15 protein-coding genes are annotated in these 21,189 nt (G+C 55.7%); 8 read left to right on the top strand and 7 right to left on the bottom strand.

Annotation, left to right across the window (positions count from 1 at the left end; translation table 11 throughout):
* Positions 1 to 5 precede the first annotated feature (5 nt).
* Positions 6 to 854: a MurR/RpiR family transcriptional regulator gene (locus RDN66_RS09525; RefSeq protein ID WP_035891310.1), complete on the bottom strand. Its 849-nt coding sequence runs from the start codon at positions 852 to 854 to the stop codon at positions 6 to 8.
* Between the two features lie 215 nt (positions 855 to 1,069).
* Between RDN66_RS09525 and yfhb the strand changes: the two genes are divergently transcribed.
* The gene (gene yfhb / locus RDN66_RS09530; RefSeq protein ID WP_308537803.1) at positions 1,070 to 1,705 is read left to right on the top strand and encodes a phosphatidylglycerophosphatase C; all 636 of its coding nucleotides are present in this window, start codon (positions 1,070 to 1,072) and stop codon (positions 1,703 to 1,705) included.
* Between the two features lie 32 nt (positions 1,706 to 1,737).
* Positions 1,738 to 2,271, top strand: a complete 534-nt coding sequence (tadA, locus tag RDN66_RS09535; RefSeq protein WP_072011316.1) for a tRNA adenosine(34) deaminase TadA — start codon at positions 1,738 to 1,740, stop codon at positions 2,269 to 2,271.
* Here tadA and mltF read toward each other — a convergent pair.
* Entirely contained in the window at positions 2,268 to 3,806 is a 1,539-nt protein-coding gene (gene mltF, locus RDN66_RS09540; RefSeq protein WP_035891317.1) for a membrane-bound lytic murein transglycosylase MltF, read from the bottom strand. The two genes, tadA and mltF, sit on opposite strands and share 4 nt — an antisense overlap.
* Positions 3,807 to 4,051: 245 nt before the next feature.
* On the opposite strand from mltF, the gene purL reads away from it, so the two are divergent.
* The 5 genes from purL to glnB all read left to right on the top strand — a co-directional run bounded on the left by purL (position 4,052) and on the right by glnB (position 12,415).
* On the top strand, positions 4,052 to 7,939 hold the full coding sequence (gene purL / locus RDN66_RS09545) for a phosphoribosylformylglycinamidine synthase (protein WP_202217429.1): 3,888 nt from the start codon (positions 4,052 to 4,054) through the stop codon (positions 7,937 to 7,939).
* Positions 7,940 to 8,531: 592 nt separating this feature from the next.
* Positions 8,532 to 9,968 carry a two component system sensor histidine kinase QseE/GlrK gene (gene qseE, locus RDN66_RS09550; protein WP_202217430.1) on the top strand — a complete coding sequence of 479 codons (1,437 nt, stop codon included), beginning with the start codon at positions 8,532 to 8,534 and terminating at the stop codon, positions 9,966 to 9,968.
* A 17-nt stretch (positions 9,969 to 9,985) separates the two neighbouring features.
* Positions 9,986 to 10,678, top strand: coding sequence for a two-component system QseEF-associated lipoprotein QseG (qseG, locus tag RDN66_RS09555; RefSeq protein ID WP_374044011.1), 693 nt, complete (start codon positions 9,986 to 9,988; stop codon positions 10,676 to 10,678).
* Positions 10,671 to 12,008: a two-component system response regulator GlrR gene (gene glrR, locus RDN66_RS09560; RefSeq protein WP_035891328.1), complete on the top strand. Its 1,338-nt coding sequence runs from the start codon at positions 10,671 to 10,673 to the stop codon at positions 12,006 to 12,008. The genes qseG and glrR overlap by 8 nt, the downstream gene beginning before the upstream one ends.
* 68 nt (positions 12,009 to 12,076) lie before the next feature.
* Entirely contained in the window at positions 12,077 to 12,415 is a 339-nt protein-coding gene (gene glnB, locus RDN66_RS09565) for a nitrogen regulatory protein P-II (RefSeq protein ID WP_002914032.1), read from the top strand.
* 48 nt (positions 12,416 to 12,463) lie between these two features.
* On the opposite strand, the gene dtpD is transcribed toward glnB, so the two are convergent.
* The 5 genes from dtpD to hmpA form a co-directional block, all read right to left on the bottom strand.
* A complete protein-coding gene (dtpD, locus tag RDN66_RS09570) occupies positions 12,464 to 13,927 on the bottom strand; it encodes a dipeptide permease DtpD (RefSeq protein WP_308537805.1) in 1,464 nt (487 codons plus the stop codon).
* 68 nt (positions 13,928 to 13,995) lie between these two features.
* Positions 13,996 to 16,140 carry a lysine decarboxylase CadA gene (cadA, locus tag RDN66_RS09575; RefSeq protein WP_308537806.1) on the bottom strand — a complete coding sequence of 715 codons (2,145 nt, stop codon included), beginning with the start codon at positions 16,138 to 16,140 and terminating at the stop codon, positions 13,996 to 13,998.
* Between the two features lie 90 nt (positions 16,141 to 16,230).
* Positions 16,231 to 17,562: a cadaverine/lysine antiporter gene (gene cadB / locus RDN66_RS09580; protein WP_202217433.1), complete on the bottom strand. Its 1,332-nt coding sequence runs from the start codon at positions 17,560 to 17,562 to the stop codon at positions 16,231 to 16,233.
* A 353-nt stretch (positions 17,563 to 17,915) separates the two neighbouring features.
* Entirely contained in the window at positions 17,916 to 19,433 is a 1,518-nt protein-coding gene (gene cadC / locus RDN66_RS09585; protein WP_202217434.1) for a lysine decarboxylation/transport transcriptional activator CadC, read from the bottom strand.
* A gap of 146 nt (positions 19,434 to 19,579) precedes the next feature.
* Positions 19,580 to 20,770 carry an NO-inducible flavohemoprotein gene (gene hmpA / locus RDN66_RS09590; RefSeq protein WP_035891342.1) on the bottom strand — a complete coding sequence of 397 codons (1,191 nt, stop codon included), beginning with the start codon at positions 20,768 to 20,770 and terminating at the stop codon, positions 19,580 to 19,582.
* A 326-nt stretch (positions 20,771 to 21,096) separates the two neighbouring features.
* Between hmpA and RDN66_RS09595 the strand changes: the two genes are divergently transcribed.
* Positions 21,097 to 21,189, top strand: a 93-nt coding sequence (locus tag RDN66_RS09595) for a hypothetical protein (protein ID WP_262186823.1), incomplete at its 3' end; no start/stop codon positions are given.

Consider the following 21,189-nt stretch of genomic DNA (forward strand, 5'->3'; position numbering starts at 1 on the left):
GGCGATCAAACCAGCTTTTTCACCAGCGCTTCGCTATGGCGAATACGCTCCGGCGCGTTTTCCAGGTCCTGCTGTACCAGTCCCATAAACAGCAGGTCGGTCAGCATCATCTGCGCGCTGGTCGAAGAGATAGCCGCGCTGCGGGTGGCTTGCTCTTCGGCAATGGTATACAGACAGTGTGTCGCACGCTGCTGAAGGGCATTGGGCGAAAAGCCGGTGATAGCCACCACCTTGCCACCGACACGCAGCATCTCATCGGCGGCGAGATTAATTTCACGACGCGCACCGGAGTAAGAGATAGCCAGCAGCAAATCATCCTGAGTCATCGCCTGAACGGTAGCCAGCAGGGCGTGCATATCCTGCTCGGAAACGGCGTTCAGACCGATTTTCATCAGCTTCCAGCTAAAGTTACGCGCAACCAGGCCGGAGGCACCAATCCCCGTCAGGACAATGCGGCGCGCGTTGCGCAGCAGGTTGACTGTCTCCAGCAGCTTGTCTTCAGTGTTGACATCGAGCGAAGCGTGCATCGCCGCCACGTTGTCTTTAATCAGTTTCTCACCGACAAGACGCAGGGGGTCATCACCGCAGATCTGGTTATGAACCGGCACGGAATGCGGATTCGCGTTGCTGGCGAGGGCTTCGCTCAGTGCGAGTTTAAGCGCGGGAAAGCCTTTAAAGCCGAGCTTCTGGGCGAACTTCACCACGCTAGATTGGCTGACGCCAGACTGGCTGGCGAGCTGCTGCGAACTTAAATGCCGCGCTAAATCAGGCTGCGCCAGAATAAAATCGGCGAGCTTTCTATCGCTTTGCGCCAGCTGGGGATAACGCTGACGAATACTGAGTAAACAATTCATAATAACCTCGCGGGCACAATGAGCACGACGTGCCAGGCCACCATTCTGCTCGTTTGCAAGAATTTTGTATTCTATTATAACGGAATATATCGAATTAAATGTGCTATGTGTTTGTAAAAACGTCGCTATTTTTATCAAACGCGCCCGGTGGCGAAAGTCAGAGGGTTCTCTGATAGTCTGTAATCTGGAACGTCAGGAACTGACAGGAGTTGCATTTGGCTAATCACGTTCGCCGCGTGGTGTTTTTTGACCTTGATGGCACGCTGCACCAGCAGGATCTGTTCGGTGCTTTTTTACGATATCTGCTGCGCCGATTACCGCTGAATACGCTGCTGGTGCTCCCTTTGCTGCCGATTATTGGCGCGGCGATGCTGGTGAAAGGCCGCGCGGCGCGCTGGCCGGTGAACGTGTTGCTGTGGGCATGCACCTTTGGCCGTCGTGAGACCACGCTAAGGGCGCTGGAGGCCGGCTTTATCGTCAGGTTTCGCGCTGCCGTCACGCCGTTTCCTGCGGTTCAGCAGCGGCTGGATAGCTACCTCCAGCATCAGGATGTCGACGTCTGGCTTATCACCGGCTCCCCCCAAACGCTGGTAGAGCGCGCATATGTGGATGCGCGTTGGATGACGCAGGTGAACCTGATTGGCAGCCAGATGCGTCGGGCCTTCGGCGGCCGAGTGTTATCGGTGCGCTGTCTGGGGCGTGAAAAAGTGGTGCAGCTTGAACAGCGCCTCGGCGCGCCGCTGCGTTTATACAGCGGCTACAGCGACAGCAAGCAGGATAACCCGCTACTCTTTTTCTGCGAGCATCGCTGGCGGGTGACTTCTCACGGCGAGCTGGAGCAACTGGAATAGTCAGCGCTGCGCTTTCGCGGAATTTGTGTATAATGCGCCGCGTTTTATCATCTGGAGTCCCCACGTTGTCCGACATTGAACTGAATCATGAATACTGGATGCGCCATGCGCTTGTGCTTGCCCAACGAGCCTGGGACGAGGGGGAAGTACCGGTGGGGGCTGTGCTGGTGCATAACAATCAGGTGATAGGTGAAGGGTGGAATCGCCCGATTGGCCGTCATGATCCTACTGCGCATGCGGAAATCATGGCGCTGCGCCAGGGAGGACTGGTGCTGCAAAACTACCGTCTGATTGATACTACGCTGTATGTGACGCTGGAACCCTGCGTGATGTGTGCCGGTGCGATGGTGCATGGGCGTATAGGTAATCTGGTCTTCGGCGCGCGTGACGCCAAAACCGGCGCGGCAGGGTCGTTAATCGACGTGCTGCATCATCCGGGAATGAACCACCGGGTAGAGATAACCGAAGGGGTGCTGGCTGAGGAATGCTCAGCGATGCTTAGCGACTTCTTCCGCCATCGTCGCCAACAGCAAAAGGCGCTCAGGCAGGCGGAGAAGGGCAGCTAGTTTTTCGAGGTGAAGCGCAGCAGCGGTGAGTCGCTGTTATTGCGATCGCCCCGGCGCAGGAACGAAAAAATGCCCGTGTCGTTTTCGCTGTGCTGTAACTCATGTGGCGATACCGCCGGATAGGCTTCCGCTATCGCCATCTCTTCCGTCGCTTTCTTCTCTTTTTCCTGCAAATAGCCCACCAGGCTTATCTGGTACTTACGGATGTTTTCCACATAGGCATAGGCCTCGTGCCCGCGGGCGTAGCCGTAGGTGAGCTTGCTGTACCAGGGTTTCTGGCTGAGCAGCGGAAGCCGCTGTTTGACGTCGGCCCAGCTATCCGGATTGCCTTTCTGCTTCGCCGTCAGCGCGCGGGCGTCGAGCATATGCGCATAGCCCATGTTATAAGCCGCCAGCGCAAACCAGATTTTTTCATCCTGCGGCACGCTGTCCGGCACTTTGCTCATCATATCCTGTAGATAGCGCATCCCGCCGCTGATGCTCTGCTCGGCATCGGTACGGTCGCTGAGTCCAAGACTCTGCGCGGTATTTTTGGTCAGCATCATCAGGCCGCGCACGCCAGTAGGCGAGGTGGCAAGCGGGTCCCAATGTGATTCCTGGTAGGAGATGGCGGCGAGCAGCTTCCAGTCGATTTCGCTCGCGTACTTCTCAAATAGCGGCTGCAGGTCTGGCAGTACGCTATCGACCGCGCGCAGGAACGAGCGGGTATCGACATAGTCGAAATCGTCGCCGTGGCCGAGGTACTTCTCTTCCAGGCGGGCAAGGGTGCCGTCTTCATTAATATTGTTGAAGAAGTCGAGCATCGCCGCGGAGAGCGTGTTGTCGTCATCTTGCAGGCTAAACCAGGTGACTGGCTGTTCGTCGGTGACATCAAGGGCCACCGCGAGCTCCGGGTGTACGCGCTGGAACAGGCCGATAGCCACGGAGTCGGCGATGGTGTAGTCGAGCTTACCGTCGATAACCGCCTGCATCAGATCGGCTGAACTGCGTTTTTCATCAACGGTCCAGGAGAGGTCCGGATATTTCTGTGCCTGCAAATTTTGCAGGTCGCTGATGACCACCTGACCAGGGGCAATGGTCAACTGGTCGGCGGTTACGTTGCTAAGATTTTTCGGCCGCGTGCTGCCAACGCGGTAAACCAGCTGCTGGGAAACCGAATAGTATGTCGGCCCCGCTTGGTAGCTTTTGATGCGCTCGCTGTTATAGACCAGACCGGCGGCCAGCATATCGGCATCGCCATGGTCCAGGTCGTCAAATAGCTGGCTGATGTTTTGTCGCACCGTGACTTTCAGCTTCACGCCCAGGTAGTCGGCAAACTGCTGGGCAAGCTCATAATCAAGCCCGTAGTCTTTATCATTGACGGTGGTGTAGGTCAGCGGGGACTGCACGGTACTGACGCGCAGCTCCCCCCGCTCTTTAATCGCGGCGATACGATTCTCTGGTTTGCCAAACCAGGGAATAGAGGGCCAAAGCGCCGCCGCGAGCAGCAGCGTAACCAGGCCAATGAGCAGGTAATTAATCTTTAACTTTTTCAAATAGTTAATTCACTGCGTTGCCAGAAAAGTAACCCGATAATCTAAAGTGTTGTTCCAGAATGAGCGGCATTTTGCTTAACATTACGCCAGTTGGCAACTTATTCGAGAGATACGTCACATCTATTGATAAAGAAAAGAGATGCGTTTATTTCGACGCAAACGGTTTCGTCGGGACGCAGGATTCTCTATAATAGCGCCCGTTCTCCCCCATTGCGCACACTGAAAGCTGAGAAGACGAGAGACTTATGATGGAAATTCTGCGTGGTTCGCCTGCACTGTCTGCATTTCGTATTAACAAACTGCTGACGCGGTTTCAGGCAGCCAACCTCCCGGTAAGCAATATTTACGCCGAGTATGTCCATTTTGCTGACCTGGACGCGCCGCTTAATAAAGAAGAGCGAGCGCGACTTGAGCGACTGTTGCAGTATGGCCCAAGCCTCAATAGCCATAACCCAACCGGTAAACTGCTGCTCGTCACCCCTCGCCCTGGCACCATCTCCCCCTGGTCTTCAAAAGCTACCGATATCGCCCACAACTGCGGCTTAGCGCAGGTTCTGCGTCTGGAACGCGGCGTGGCGTACTACATTGACGCTGCCAGCCTGACCGTTGAGCAGGTGAGCGCGGTGGCGGCCGAACTGCACGACCGCATGATGGAGAGCGTATTTGACTCGCTGCAGGACGCCGAAAAACTGTTTGCCCATCACCAGCCGGCACCGGTTGCCAGCGTGGATCTGCTGGGGCAGGGTCGTCAGGCGCTGATTGATGCCAACATTCGTCTGGGCCTGGCGCTGGCAGACGACGAAATTGACTACCTGCAGGATGCGTTCACCAAGCTGGGTCGCAACCCGAACGACATTGAGCTCTACATGTTCGCCCAGGCGAACTCAGAGCATTGTCGTCACAAGATTTTTAACGCCGATTGGATTATCGATGGTAAACAGCAGCCGAAGTCGCTGTTTAAGATGATCAAAAACACCTTTGAAACCACGCCGGATCACGTGCTGTCTGCCTATAAAGACAACGCCGCGGTGATGGAAGGCTCTGAAGTCGGCCGCTACTTTGCCGACCACAAAACCGGACGCTACGATTTCCATCAGGAGCCTGCGCATATCCTGATGAAAGTAGAAACCCATAACCACCCGACGGCTATCTCTCCATGGCCGGGCGCGGCAACCGGCTCTGGCGGGGAAATCCGTGATGAAGGTGCAACCGGTCGCGGCGCGAAGCCAAAAGCGGGGCTGGTGGGCTTCTCCGTTTCCAACCTGCGTATTCCTGGCTTTGAACAGCCGTGGGAAGAAGATTTCGGCAAACCGGACCGTATTGTTACCGCGCTGGATATCATGACCGACGGCCCGCTGGGCGGCGCAGCGTTCAACAACGAATTCGGTCGTCCGGCGCTGACCGGCTACTTCCGTACCTACGAAGAAAAAGTGAACAGCCACAACGGCGAAGAGCTGCGCGGTTATCACAAGCCGATCATGCTGGCGGGCGGGATCGGCAACATCCGCGCCGATCACGTACAGAAAGGTGAGATCGTGGTGGGCGCGAAGCTGATCGTGCTCGGTGGCCCGGCGATGAACATCGGCCTGGGCGGCGGTGCGGCCTCTTCAATGGCTTCCGGCCAGTCTGACGCCGACCTCGACTTCGCTTCCGTACAGCGCGACAACCCGGAAATGGAACGCCGCTGCCAGGAAGTTATTGACCGCTGCTGGCAGTTGGGCGATGCCAACCCGATTCTGTTTATCCACGACGTGGGCGCGGGCGGTCTGTCTAACGCCATGCCGGAACTGGTGAGCGACGGCGGACGCGGCGGTAAATTCCAGCTGCGCGACATCCTGAGCGATGAGCCGGGCATGAGCCCGCTGGAAATCTGGTGTAACGAATCCCAGGAACGCTACGTGCTGGCGGTAGCCGCTGATCAGCTTCCGCTGTTCGATGAGCTGTGTAAGCGTGAACGCGCGCCGTACGCGGTCATCGGTGAAGCCACCGAAGAGAAGCACCTGACGCTCAGCGACAGCCACTTCGACAATCAGCCAATCGACATGCCGCTGGACGTACTGCTCGGTAAAACGCCGAAGATGACCCGCGACGTGCAGACGCTGAAAGCGAAAGGCGAAGCGCTTGCGCGTGAACACATTACGATTGCCGATGCGGTGAACCGCGTGCTGCACCTGCCAACCGTGGCGGAGAAAACCTTCCTCGTGACCATCGGCGACCGTACCGTCACCGGCATGGTTGCGCGCGACCAGATGGTCGGCCCGTGGCAGATCCCGGTCGCCAACTGCGCGGTGACTACCGCCAGCCTCGACAGCTACTACGGCGAAGCAATGTCTATCGGTGAGCGTGCGCCTGTTGCGCTGTTGGACTTCGCGGCTTCCGCCCGTCTGGCGGTAGGCGAAGCGCTGACTAACATCGCCGCGACCCAGATTGGCAACATCAAACACATTAAACTCTCGGCAAACTGGATGTCGGCGGCAGGTCACCCTGGCGAAGACGCCGGTCTGTACGAAGCGGTGAAAGCGATCGGCGAAGAGATGTGCCCACAGCTGGGTCTGACCATTCCGGTGGGCAAAGACTCCATGTCAATGAAAACCCGCTGGCAAGAAGGCAACGAGCAGCGCGAAATGACCTCGCCGCTGTCGCTGGTGATTTCCGCCTTTGCCCGCGTTGAAGATGTGCGTCACACCATCACGCCGCAGCTGGTCACCGAAGACAACGCCCTGCTGCTGATTGACCTTGGTAAGGGTCATAACGCGCTGGGTGCGACCGCGCTGGCGCAGGTTTACCGTCAGCTGGGCGATAAACCGGCCGACGTGCGTGACGTCGCGCAGTTGAAAGGCTTCTACGAGGCGATTCAGGCGCTGGTCGCGCAGCGTAAGCTGCTGGCCTATCACGACCGTTCCGACGGCGGCCTGCTGGTGACCCTGGCCGAGATGGCCTTTGCCGGTCATTGCGGCGTGGAAGCTGACGTGGCAACTCTTGGCGACGATCGTCTGGCGGCGCTGTTTAACGAAGAGTTGGGTGCGGTGATTCAGGTTCGTGCCGCTGACCGTGAAGCGGTAGAAGCGATTCTAGCGGCCAACGGCCTGTCTGGCTGCGTACACTTCCTTGGTAAAGCCGTTGAAGGCGACCGCTTCACCCTGACCGCCAACGGTCAGCCGGTATTCAGCGAAAGCCGCACTACGCTTCGTATGTGGTGGGCTGAAACCACCTGGCAGATGCAGCGTCTGCGCGATAACCCAGAGTGTGCCGATCAGGAACACGACGCGAAAGCGAACGATAACGACCCGGGCCTCAACGTGAAGCTCACCTTTGATATCGACGCTGACGTGGCGGCACCCTACATTGCGACCGGCGCGCGTCCGAAAGTGGCGGTGCTGCGCGAGCAGGGCGTTAACTCCCACGTTGAGATGGCGGCTGCTTTCCACCGTGCGGGCTTTGATGCCATCGACGTACACATGAGTGACCTGCTGGCAGGACGTACCGGTCTGGCAGACTTCCAGGCGCTGGTGGCCTGCGGTGGCTTCTCCTACGGTGACGTACTCGGTGCCGGCGAGGGCTGGGCGAAATCCATCCTGTTCAACAACCGCGTACGCGATGAGTTTGCGACCTTCTTCCATCGCCCTCAGACGCTGGCGTTGGGCGTGTGTAACGGCTGTCAGATGATGTCTAACCTGCATGAGCTGATCCCAGGCAGCGACCTGTGGCCGCGTTTTGTGCGTAACCATTCTGACCGTTTTGAAGCGCGCTTCAGCCTGGTGGAAGTGGCCAGCAGCCCATCGCTGCTGCTCGCCGGTATGGAAGGTTCCCGCATGCCAATCGCCGTTTCTCACGGTGAAGGCCATGTAGAAGTTCGCGACGGTGCGCATCTGGCACAGCTTGAAAGCAAAGGGCTGGTGGCACTGCGCTTCGTAGATAACTTCGGCAAAGTCACCGAAGCTTATCCGGCGAACCCGAACGGCTCGCCAAACGGGATCACCGCCGTGACTAACGAAAGCGGTCGCGTCACCATTATGATGCCGCACCCGGAGCGCGTGTTCCGTACGGTCTCCAACTCCTGGCACCCGGAAAACTGGGGCGAGGACAGCCCGTGGATGCGTATCTTCCGCAATGCGCGTAAGCAGCTTGGCTAAGACTAACGCTTAACGTATCAAGCCCCTCCTGGTGAGGGGCTTTTTTGTTTCTGCGCTTTCCCGGCATTGCGTTTCTCGGCCGGGCTACATTCGAGGCGATGCGAGGGTGTCGGGAAACCCCGACATTGATGGTATTGCAGTGTCGCCAAATGGAGACGTTTAATTTAATGATTTATATATAGTTTTTAATAATCGATTTTTGGTGTTGCTAATTAGCGACAGAAAGCCCAAAAGCCGCTCAGCAGTGACCAATATGGTTATTGGTATATTTTCTATATTTATCATTATGTTAATTTATTGTTTTGTATTGTGGCACGCATCGTGCATAATATTAACCAGTGGCTCATTCACCTTCTTATGTCAGCCCCTTCGGGACGTGCTACATAAACTTCGAATGACGCACAACAAGGTGCCTGCCGTCCAGCAACTGATAATAGCGCTGCTTTATCAACCATCGGGCGAAACGTTGAGTTAGGCACCGCCTTATTCCATAACAAAGCCGGGCTTCTGCCCGGCTTTGTTATTTCTGGCCTTTCCCTCATCGATAACCTCAGTTAGCATTCCGTTACGTTGATTGACTGAGACATCTCTTTTGAAACGCCTCTCGCTTTCCCCACGATCGCTTCGCCAACTGGTGACGCTGGCTTTCCTGCTGATTCTGCTGCCACTGCTGGTGCTTGCCTGGCAGGCATGGCAGAGCCTCAATATGCTCAGCGCGCAGGCCGAACAGACCAACCGCACCACGCTGATGGATGCCCGACGTAGCGAAGCGATGGCGAACGTCGCGCTGGATATGGAGCGCAGCTACCGCCAGTACTGTGTGCTGGATGACCCGACGCTGGCGAAGGTGTATCAGAGCCAGCGTAAGCGCTATAGCGACATGCTGGAGGCGCACGCAGGCGTGCTGCCGGACGACACGCTTTATCAGCGGCTGCGGCAGAATCTTCATGACCTGACGACGCTCCAGTGCACCAACAGCGGCCCGGAAAAGCAGGCGGTGGCGAAGCTCGAAGCCTTCTCCAGCGCCAACGGCGAGCTGGTGCAGGCGACGCGAACCGTGGTCTTCTCTCGTGGACAACAGCTACAGCAAGCGATTGCTGAACGCGGCCAGTTCTTTGGCTGGCAGGCGCTGGTGCTGTTCCTGGTCAGTCTGGCGATGGTGCTGCTGTTTACCCGTATGATAATCGGCCCGGTGAAGGGCATTGAGAGCATGATTAACCGGCTGGGCGAAGGGCAATCGCTGGACGGCGAAGTGATGTTCCGCGGCCCGCGTGAATTGCGCTCCGTTGGGCAGCGTATTATCTGGCTCAGCGACCGCCTCTCCTGGCTGGAGTCGCAGCGTCACCAGTTCCTGCGTCACCTCTCCCACGAACTGAAAACGCCGCTGGCCAGCATGCGCGAGGGCACCGAACTGTTAGCCGATCAGGTTGTCGGCCCGCTGACGGCGGAGCAAAAAGAGGTGGTGGCTATTCTCGACAGCAGCAGCCGCAATCTGCAGACCCTGATTGAACAACTGCTGGACTACAACCGTAAACTCAGTGAAACCACCGTACGCATGGAGTACGTGGCGCTGGCACCGCTGGTGGAAATGGTGGTTTCCGCGCACAGTCTCCCGGCACGGGCTAAACTGATGCACACGCAGGTTGACCTACAGGCGCCAGCTTGTCTGGCTGAGCCGACGCTTCTGATGAATGCGTTGGATAATCTCTACTCGAATGCGGTGCACTATGGCACTGAATCCGGTAACATTTATCTTCGTAGCCATCGGGATGGCGCGCGGATAGCCATAGACGTTATCAATACCGGTACGCCGATCCCGGACGGCGAAAAATTAATGATTTTCGAGCCTTTCTATCAGGGCAGCCATCAGCGTAAAGGTGCGGTGAAAGGAAGCGGCCTGGGGTTAAGCCTTGCGCGTGACTCCGTTCGGAAAATGCACGGAGAGCTTCAGCTTCTCGACACCCCGGACGGCAGCGTCTGTTTTCGCATTGAGCTTCCCGTACCAGGGCTTGAAAAAACAATCACATGAATCAAAATCGAGTCACTATGCCCCAATTTTTAGCACGGACAAGTCGGATACCACGGCGGTGGTGCGGCGGGTTAATTGGACTCGCCTGCCTGATGCTTTCCGGGTGTAATAGCACGCTGACGCCGCACAGCCTTGGCAGCAGCGCCGAAGGCGGCGAACCGCGCCAGCAGGTCGCGGATTATCTGTCGACCAACTGTGACGATATCTGGTCGCTGGACGGCGACACCGCCGAGAACAACCCCCTTTACTGGCTGCGCGGCGTAGACTGCGCCAACCGTTTGTCGGCGGCGCGCGCACGTGCCGAAGCCAGCCCGCTGACAACGGACACCTGGCAGGGCGCGTTGAAGCGCGGCATCCTGCTGGCTAATGCTAAAATCACCCCGACCGAGCGTCGGCAGGTGGTCACGGCTATTGATAACCTCAGCCCGCAAATACCGGTCCGCATTCGCCCGCTGTACCAGCTCTGGCGCGATGGACAGGTATTACAGCTGTCGCTGTCTGATGAACGTCAGCGATACAGCAAACTACAGGAGACCAGCGACGGGCAGTTGGATGCGCTACGCCTGCAACAGCAGCAGCTACAGGGCGAACTGGATTTAACCACCCGCAAACTGCAAAACCTGACGGATATCGAACGCCAACTCTCCACCCGTAAACCGGGCGCTGATATGTCTCATGGCGCGGCAGCTGACGAGGATAAACATGACTAACCGTAAACCTGCGCACCTGCTGCTGGTGGATGATGACCCCGGCCTGCTGAAACTTCTCGGGATGCGTCTGACCAGCGAAGGCTATCGGGTCGTTACGGCAGAAAGCGGCCAGCAGGGGCTGCGTGTGCTGGCGAAAGAGCGTATCGACCTGGTGATTAGCGATCTGCGCATGGACGAGATGGACGGCCTGCAGCTGTTCAGCGAAATTCAGAAAGTGCAGCCGGGGATGCCGGTGATTATCCTGACCGCTCACGGCTCAATTCCGGAAGCGGTCTCGGCGACCCAGCAGGGCGTGTTCAGCTTCTTAACCAAACCGGTAGACAAAGACGCGCTGTATAAAGCTATCGATGAAGCGCTGGAGCGCACGTCACCGGCTAACGATGAACGGTGGCGCGAAGCGATTGTCACCCGCAGCCCGCTGATGCTACGTCTGCTTGAACAGGCACAGATGGTGGCGCAGTCGGACGTCAGCGTGCTGATTAACGGCCAGAGCGGCACCGGCAAAGAGATTCTGGCGCAGGCCATTCATAACGCTAGCCCGCGCCACGCTAAGCCGTTTGTGGCTATTAACTGCGGGGCTCTGCCGGAGCAGCTTCTGGAGTCTGAACTGTTTGGTCATGCGCGCGGCGCGTTTACCGGCGCGGTCAGCCACCGGGAAGGTCTGTTCCAGGCGGCGGAAGGCGGCACGCTGTTTCTTGATGAAATTGGCGATATGCCCGCGCCGCTGCAGGTGAAACTGCTGCGCGTATTGCAGGAGCGCAAGGTGCGTCCGCTCGGCAGCAACCGCGACCTCGATATCAACGTGCGCATTGTCTCCGCCACCCACCGGGATCTGCCGAAAGCGATGGCCCGCGGCGAGTTCCGTGAAGATCTCTTCTACCGCCTGAACGTGGTAAATCTCAAGATCCCAACCCTTGCCGAACGTACCGAAGATATTCCTCTGCTGGCAAACTACCTGCTGCGTCAGGCGGCGGATCGCCATAAGCCGTTCGTTCGCGCCTTTTCCACCGACGCGATGAAGCGCCTGATGGCAGCCAACTGGCCTGGCAACGTGCGCCAGTTGGTCAACGTGATTGAGCAGTGCGTGGCGCTGACCTCATCGCCGGTTATCAGCGATGCGCTGGTCGAACAGGCGCTGGAAGGGGAGAACACCGCGCTGCCCACCTTCGTGGAAGCGCGCAATCAGTTTGAACTCAACTACCTGCGCAAGCTGCTGCAAATTACCAAAGGTAACGTCACTCATGCGGCACGTATGGCCGGACGAAACCGTACGGAGTTCTACAAATTGCTCTCCCGACATGAACTGGATGCGAACGACTTTAAAGAGTAGCACCCGAAATACGTCTGATTTATGATACGGTGAGCAACCGGTTACGCGATAAAAACGACAGGAACACCATGAAAAAGATTGATGCGATTATTAAACCCTTCAAACTGGATGACGTACGTGAAGCGCTAGCGGAAGTTGGCATCACCGGGATGACGGTAACGGAAGTGAAAGGTTTTGGCCGTCAGAAGGGCCACACCGAACTGTACCGCGGTGCGGAGTACATGGTGGACTTTCTGCCGAAGGTAAAAATTGAGATCGTGGTGACCGACGATATCGTCGATACCTGTGTGGATACCATTATTCGTACCGCGCAGACCGGTAAAATCGGCGACGGCAAAATCTTTGTCTTCGACGTGGCGCGCGTGATTCGTATCCGTACCGGCGAAGAAGACGACGCAGCAATCTAATCGAGGTGGGCCGGATGATGGCGTAAACGCCTTATCCGGCCCACTGCTTTACTCGTCGGCCTGCGCCAGCGGTACGCTGGACGAACCCAGCAGACGTTTCAACGCTACCAGCACCACAATCAACGCCACCACGCCCAGCGTCCATTCCCCCATCTGCGAGAAAAAGTGCCCATAGGCATCGATAGCCGTATCGCTAATTTGTGATTCGGTGGTTTTCTGCGCCACCACGCCCGCCAGCCAGTTGGCCACCGAGCCGGTTGCCAGCATGTAGATGCCGGTCAGCACGCCGGTTACGCCGGGCAGGTTCAGTCGCGTAATCTGCGCCATCGCCACCGGGTCAATAAACAGTTCGGCGAAGCCCATCAGCGCTAGTCCGGCGACCATCATGCCCATCGATGCCTGACCGTGCAGTTGAGCACCGTGCGCGTTCAATGCCAGCAGCATAAAGCCCGCGCCCATTAGCAGCAGCCCGAACGCGAACTTCAGCCATACCCGCAGGGCGGAGCTGATGCTGCTTTCCGGACGCGCAAGCCAGGCCAGCACCACGCCCGCCGTCATCACTGCCACGGCGTTGACCGACTGGAAGAGGGCGGTAGGCACCTCGAAACTCAGCCAGTGACGGTTAACAAAATGGTCGATGAACAGACTGATAGAGCTACCGCCCTGCTGGGCCAGCACCCAGAACAGCGTCCCGGTCAGCATCAACAGAATGATTTGCCACAGCGCGCGGCGATGTTCCGGGAAACGCAGCATAATGCGCGCGACGATAACCGTCGCGACCGCGCAGACCAGCGCCAGTAGATAGCCTGACCAGTCATTTTGCAGCAGCAGGGTGAAAAACAGCGGTGCGGCGCACAGCATCAGCACCAGCCAGCCCCAGGTCGGCAGGACGAACTTCACCGCCCGTAGCGCCGGTTGGTTAACCCCCTGCGTATGACGGAAGTGGCGATGGCCGCTTAAGAACACGATAAGGCCAATGAACATGCCGATGCCCGCCAGCGCGAAGCCGACGTGCCAGCCGTACCACTGCGCTGCCAGCCCGCAGGCGATAGGCGCGGCGATAGAGCCGATATTGCCAGCGGCGTAGAGCAGCGAGAAACCACCGTCACGGCGATGGTCGTCTGGTTCGTACATTTCACCCAGCAGGCAGCTGATGTTGGACTTAAACAGGCCGTAGCCGCAGATAATAATCGCCAGTGCGAGATAAAGGCTCCACGTGGAGTCCGATTCCACGCCGAGCACGATATGCCCGATCGTCATCAGCAGCGCGCCTGCAATGACAGCGGTGCGGTTGCCGAGCAGGCGGTCGGCGAGCCAGCCGCCCAGAATAGGGGTCACATAGACCAAAGAGGCGTAGGCGCTGAAGAGGTCGATAGCGTGGCTATCGTTGAAGCCAAGCTGGCGGGTAAGATAAAGGATGAGCAGGGCACGCATGCCGTAAAAACTGAAATATTCCCAGATTTGAATCGCCACGATGTAGTAGATCGCGCGCGGTTGTGAGGGTGTTTTCATCTCGACTCCTTGCTGTGTGAATGCATGAAAAAGGGAAGTGGCAAGCCACTTCCCTTTGGTCTTTCTAATTATTTTTTAGCGTCTTTCAGCACTTTAACCGTGTAACGACCATCGGCTTGACGATACGCGCCGTGGATGTCGGTTTCAAAGCCTGGGTAATGCGCGCCGATTTCGCACAGCATCTGCAGGAACTCCAGCACCGGACGGCTCTCTTCGGTGATCATCTCGCCTGGCATCACCAGCGGTACGCCTGGAGGATATGGCAGGATCATGTTGGCGTTGATGCGGCCAACCACTTCATCCAGGTACACCTCTTCCGTTTCGCCGTGCAGCTCTTTCTGGAACGCTTCGAACGGCGTGATTTCCATGGCTGGCAGCACTTCGAACGCACGGAACATCAGATCCGGCAGGTTGTGGTGCTCAACCAGTTTATGGATGCTCTGCGCCAGCTCCTGGATACGCATGTTTTCATAGAATTCAGGCGCTTCCTGGTACAGCGAAGGCAGAATGTTTTTCACGCGCAGGTTCAGGTCAAAGGCGCGTTTGAACTCGGTCAGCGCGCGCAGCAGGCTCAGCGCTTTGGTTTTATCGATGCCGATGCTGAACAGGAACAGCAGGTTGTATGGGCCCGTTTTCTCAACGATGATGCCGCGCTCGTCGAGATACTTCGCCACCAGACTCGCCGGAATACCGAAGTCGTCCATGGTACCGTCTTTCTTCATGCCCGGAGTCAGGATAGTGACTTTGATCGGGTCGAGGTACATGTGTTCATTGTCGATATTTTTGAAGCCGTGCCATGCGCTGTCAGAACGCAGCGGCCAGCAGTCAGGGCCGTCGATGTGCTCAGGCTGCCAGACGTCGAAGAACCAGCCTTCGGACTGGCCTTTCAGACGTTTGATCTCTTTACGGAACTTGATAGCGCGTTCGATAGAACCGTTAATCAGACGCTTACCGGCATTGCCTTTCATCATCGCCGCGGCGGTTTCAGTGGATGCCACGATACCGTAATGCGGAGAGGTGGTGGTGTGCATCATGTAGGCTTCGTTGAAGGTCTCTTCGTTGATGTCGCCCTTCACGTGGATCATCGATGCCTGAGAGAACGCTGCCAGCAGTTTATGCGTGGATTGGGTCTCATAAATCACTTTGCCTTCAACACGGTCGCCGCTCATCCCGCATTTACCCGCATAGATTGGCGAGAAGTTGGTGTAAGGCACCCAGGCTGAGTCGAAGTGGATGGATTTCACATCCAGCGTCTTCTTGATGTAGTCGGTGTTGTACAGCAGGCCATCATAGGTGGAGTTGGTGATCACCGCGTGCACCGGCCAGGTGGCGTTTGGCGTAGCTTTCACGCGTTTTTCAATGGTAGCGCGCTGGAATTCGCTCTGCGGGATGCCGCCGAGAATACCGTAAGCGTTACGGGTCGGGCGGAAGTAGATCGGCGTGATGTTGCTCATCATCATCAGATGCGTCAGCGATTTATGGCAGTTACGGTCGATAAGCACCGTGCTGCCCGCCGGTGCGGAGTACATCCCGACGATTTTGTTCGCGGTAGACGTACCGTTAGTCACCATATAGCTACGTTCGGCGTTAAAGACGCGCGCAATATACTCTTCGGCTTCTTTGTGCGGGCCAGAATGGTCCAGCAGAGAACCCAGCTCGGAAACGGAGATGGAGATGTCAGATTTCATCGCGTTAGGGCCGAAGAAATCATGGAAGATGCTGCCTACCGGGCTTTTCTGGAAGGCGGTGCCGCCCATGTGGCCTGGCGTACAGAAGGTGTATTTGCCCTCACGCACGTATTTGAACAGCGCTTTGGTCAGCGGTGGCAGAATGGTATCGATGTATTCGTCGGTGCTCTGGCGGATTTTCGCCGCGATGTCTGCCGCTGCGCCCAGCGCATACTCGAAGAAGCGAACCTGCATGCGCAGATCGTTGAGGCTAACGTCCAGCGTGGAGTAGCTGTTGGCAAAAGCGTAAACCGGCATGTACTCGTTCAGCGCGCTGATCTCTTCGCACAGCTCAAGGTTGTACTTATCCCAGTCGAAAATCACGCCGCAAAGATTGGCATTATTTTCAATCAGCTTCAGCAGGTCTTCACGGTCATTTGGGTAAACGATGCGGAAGTTCAGGCCTTCCAGCGCACGATGAAGTTCACGAATAGGCTCTTCTTTAAAGTAGACGCCCATGTGGTTCATGATAGCAATAACGTTCATAGTCATAGTCATGTTTCCGGATAAAGAAGGCCCCTCCCGCAATGATGTTGCAGGTGAAGGAAGGAGCCTTAGAGAAATGAGGGGGAGCGATTAAAGCGCTTCAGCCGTTTTGTTTTCGTCGTCGTTATGCTGACGCTGGTGCATTTTGCGACCATAGAACATCAGGATGACCAGGCTGACGATAAAGGTGCCGGACAGTTCGAAGGAGCTTGCGCCCATCAGCGCGATGAAGCAGAACGCACAGCCCAGAACCGAACAGATAAGGCTCACGAAGTTGCGCACGTTGATGCCTTCGAAGCGAATCAGGTCAACGCAGGAGTAGAAGTAAGGCAGCATGGTCAGCAGTACGGCAATACCGGTCAGTTCGCCGAACAGGTCAGAGGCTTTACCGCCGCTGGAGTTCATCACAGTGATGATAATCATCAGACCGGTCATTTTCAGGGCCGCCAGCAGCAGGCCTTTCTTAGGAATGCCGTTTTTATCAAGCTCGCCATACACTTTCGGGAAGTTGCCGTCGTCGGCGGCACGCACGCCTGCCTGACCAACCAGCATCATCCAGGAGCCCAGAGAAGTCAGGCACGCGAAGGCGGTAAAGGCGGAAACCAGCGGTGCTGCCCAACCACCCAGAATGGTAGAGGCGCTGACGGCAAACGGTGCACCGGAAGAGGCCATCACGGAAGCCGGGTACATACCGGAAATAACCTGAGTGGCGGCGATATAAACGATACCTGCCAGCGCGGTACCCAGCATGGTTGCCATCGGTACGGTACGTTTCGGGTTTTTCACCATGCCGGTGCTGACAGCGGCAGATTCCACGCCGACGAACGCCCACAGGCACAGCAGAATACTTTTGATAACCGCATGTGGATCGGTGGTGGTTGAGGTGTTCCAGTTTGCGTGGTAGGTCGCCATATCAAACCAGTGCCAGCCGACAACGGCAGTCAATACAACCGGAATCAACACCAGGAACAGGCCGATAGTGGTCAGACGGCTTACCCAGGTACCACCCAGCATGTTGATAAAGGTGAACAGCCACACGATGGCGATACACGCGATACCGGCAGGAATCGGGTTATTGAGAACTGGGAAGTAGGTAGATAAATAGGAGACAGCAGTAATACCGATAGCCAGGTTACCGATCCAGTTGGCGTGGTAATAAAGTACGCCTGTCTGGAAACCGAAAGCCGGAGATAATTCGCCAGCGTACGCAATTGGTCCACCCTGCTGCGGGTTTTTTGTCGCCAGTCGGGCGTAAACGTAAGCCAGTGACATGGCACCAATAATAGAAATAACCCAGCCCCAAATAGCAATACCACCGATGCTGGCGAGGTTCGCGGGTAATAGTGCAATACCGCTCCCCATCATATTCCCGGCAACAACGCCGGTACAGGCAAATAGCCCGATCTTCTTGGCAGAACTCATGTTCGTTTCTCCTGAACAGTATTTTTAGGACCGGATCGCTGAATGAGTAATACCAAGTGACCCGACCAACTGACGGCAATTATTACTGAGCAGGCTAAGAGAAGTCCTAAAGTAAAAGTGAAATTAAAACAAACACAGAAAAGATGAGGTCTTTACCTTTTTCGCGTAACACATCAGGATAAAAACTTTATATCAGGAAAAGGTAAATGATGACTAATTACAAATGGTTAGGTGGTGGTGTCTTGCGGAGGTTGATGTTGCTGCAAGGTAACAATTAACACCTTGCAGCAACATCAATATTACATTAAGAAATTGATTATTTAACCAGAATAATCGAATAGTCTGGCTAACGATTACTCATTGATTAAAAATGTTTGCAAATAAGGGACTATTTTTTCTATCGACGTCTGGAATACGCCGTTTTGAATCCAATACAGCGTGTTCTCGCCAGGACGTAAATTGAATGCCGTAATATACGCATCTGCCGCCAGTCGACTCTCGCCTTTCATTTCATAAGCCTTACCGAGCAGCACGTAGTTTAGCCATGACATCTCCAGCGCAATGCTTTTATTGATGGCGTCATAGGCATTATCAACGTGGCCTTTACTTAAATAATCGATAGCTTTAATGCGATAAAGCACAGCGCTGTTTTGAATTTCCGGCATCTGTTCCACGCGCGTTAATTCTTCATTCAGCGCTGCCAGCTGTTGGTTATCAAAAGGCTGCTGAGATTGGCGTAATACATCCACCATTGTTTTTTGTGCAAAGGCGTACGAGAAATCAGGAGAGGACTTAATAATGCTGTCGAGCAGGGTGCTGGCCTTGTTTAACGACGGCGCATCGCCAATCGACACCAGCTGCAACGCCTGGTAGAACTGCGCCAATGCCTGCGCTTCAGACAGCTTAAGCCGCGTCAGCTGCTTCTGCATGTCTTCTGGCCACGGCTGCGCCAGGACGCTGGAGAGACTATCAAAGAGATCGTTCTGGATGGAAACCAGGTTACTGTCGGTCACGAAGTAGCGTTTATCGAGCATCGTGGAAGCATCGGCGTTGTCGACCAGCAGGACGGACATAAAGCATTGCTGGGCGCGATAGTGGCGCTGGTTAACAAAGCTGATGGTCAGCGTCTTACCCGAACTGCTGGGTTCATTGACGTTATAGTTGGTTTTGTCATGAACCATAAAGGTTGAGTAAGTGTTCAGCGAGGTGGTAATCAACGTCCCGAGGCCGATGGCATAAGACTGCTGAGAAACCCAGTTATTACAGGAGGCTCCTGGCTCAAAGCGGACGTCAATATCACGCGGGTTAAGCAGCAGATGCGAACGTGTCACCTGTGGGTGCGGGCGGACTATGGTCAACAGGACCATGGCAATCAGCACGCCAAGCGACAGTAAAAAGGCGCACTGGGTCCAGAAGTTGGCAAACCAGCGGCGATTTTTCTGCGTGGCTGGCGCTTGTACAGACGGTTTTTGCGTCGGGACGACCGGCGCTATCCCGGGGGCGGTCGCATCCAGAGGTACCTGTGTTTCATCTTTTATGTCGGACTCATCAAGCCAGGTGACCGCTGCCGTTAACTGATAACCGCGTTTGGGTACGGTAATAATGTATTCAGCGTTGCTGTCTCCGCCGTCGCGCAGCGACTTACGCAGCTCTGAAATACTCTGAGTGACCACGTGACTGGTGACGATATTACGCATCCAGATGTTATCAATGAGTTCGTCACGACTCAGTACTTCCCCCGGGTGACGGGCGAAATACATTAATAGATCGATTAACCGAGGTTCGAGGGTGAGCTGGCGTCCGGGCCGGCTGATTTGATTAACTGAAGGCGTGACCAGCCATTCTCCAACGCGCACAACGGGCTGTTGCATAACAATAAGTCACCAAAGGAAAAATAATGGGAGAAGTTATCAATGATAACACAGTTGAATACCCTATTTTTTGACTCGGGAGAGCGTTAATGAAGAGAGTCTGGTGCGGTGAGCGGGTAGAAAACTACCCGCTCGGAAAGAAAAGATTACAGGACTTTATGCGGGCCGAAGCATTCGTAATGAATACGCTCGGCGTTGACGCCTAAGGCAACCAGCTGTTTTGCCGCGTGCTGCATAAAGGCAACCGGGCCGCACAGATAGAATTGCATCTGCGGGTCACGCAACTTATCGGCAAGTGTTGAGAGCGTCATCAGTCCTTCGCTGTCGAATGCGTTGGACTGGCGGTCTGCGTCGGTCGGGGTGCGATACCACAGGTGCGACGTGAAGTCAGGCAGCGCGCTACCCAGCGTTTTCACCTCATCGGCAAAGGCGTGAACGTCGCCATTTTCGGCTGCATGGAACCAGTTAACCTGCGCTGGGTGGTGGTTTTTAGACAACGTATCCAGCATCGCCAGCATCGGCGTTTGCCCCACGCCGCCGGAAATCAGCGTGACCGGCGTCTGCGGGGTGACGTTCAGGAAGAAGTCGCCAGCAGGTGCAGCCAGATAGACTACATCACCTTCTTTTGCTGCGTTATGCAGCCAGTTCGATACCTGACCGCCGTTTTCACGTTTCACGGCAATGCGGTAGCCTTTACCGTCTGGTTTACGGGTCAGAGAGTACTGACGAATTTCCTGATACTCGAAGCCTTCCGGCTTCAGCCATACCGCCAGATACTGGCCCGGCTGATAATCCGCAACTGGCTGACCGTCCACCGGTTCCATCTCGAAGCTGGTGATAAGTGCACTGCGCGGCGTCTTTTTCACGATGCGGAAGGCGCGGGTGCCTTCCCAACCGCCGGTTTTGCTGGCGTTATCCTGATAAATCTCGGCTTCGCGGTTGATAAACACGCCCGCCAGCACACCGTAGGCTTTGCCCCAGGCGTCCAGCACTTCCTGGCCCGGGCTAAACATCTCATCCAGCGTCGCCAGCAGATGCGCACCTACGATGTTGTACTGCTCCGGCTTAATCTGGAAGCTGGTGTGCTTCTGGGCAATTTTCTCTACCGCTGGCAGCAGTGCAGGCAGATTTTCAATATTGCTGGCGTAGGCGGCAATGGCGTTAAACAGCGCTTCACGCTGGTCGCCGTTACGCTGGTTGCTCATATTGAAAATCTCTTTCAGCTCCGGATTGTGGGTGAACATCCGATCATAAAAGTGGGCGGTGAGCTTCGGTCCGGTTTCAACCAGCAGGGGAATAGTGGCTTTTACGGTGGCGATGGTTTGAGCGTCTAGCATGGCAGGTCTTCCTTTCAATGTTATCTAATGTTGCATGTTAAATGCATCTTATAAAAATACCCCTGCTTTGTAAATGGTTCTTTGAAGGAATGCGCTATTGCGGTTACAACTTGAATTATTCACATCACAATCCTGAAAAGAAATCCGTTTCCCTGTCGTAGCCCTTTATTCCTCAACCCCTTGTGTGGCGCGGAGGTAAACGTTTGCGTAATTTCGTTTGTCAAGACCTGTTATCGCAGAACTAATCAGTTATACTGTTGGCCGTTGTCCAATTGGACTGCCTTTTCAGGCCAAAATTTAATTGTTAGCTGAGTCAGGAGATGCGGATGTTAAAGCGTGAAATGAACATTGCCGATTATGATGCCGAACTGTGGCAGGCTATGGAGCAGGAAAAAGTACGTCAGGAAGAGCACATCGAA

Origin of the sequence: uncultured Kluyvera sp. (assembly GCF_902485085.1) — a bacterium.
Lineage (GTDB): Bacteria > Pseudomonadota > Gammaproteobacteria > Enterobacterales > Enterobacteriaceae > Kluyvera > Kluyvera ascorbata.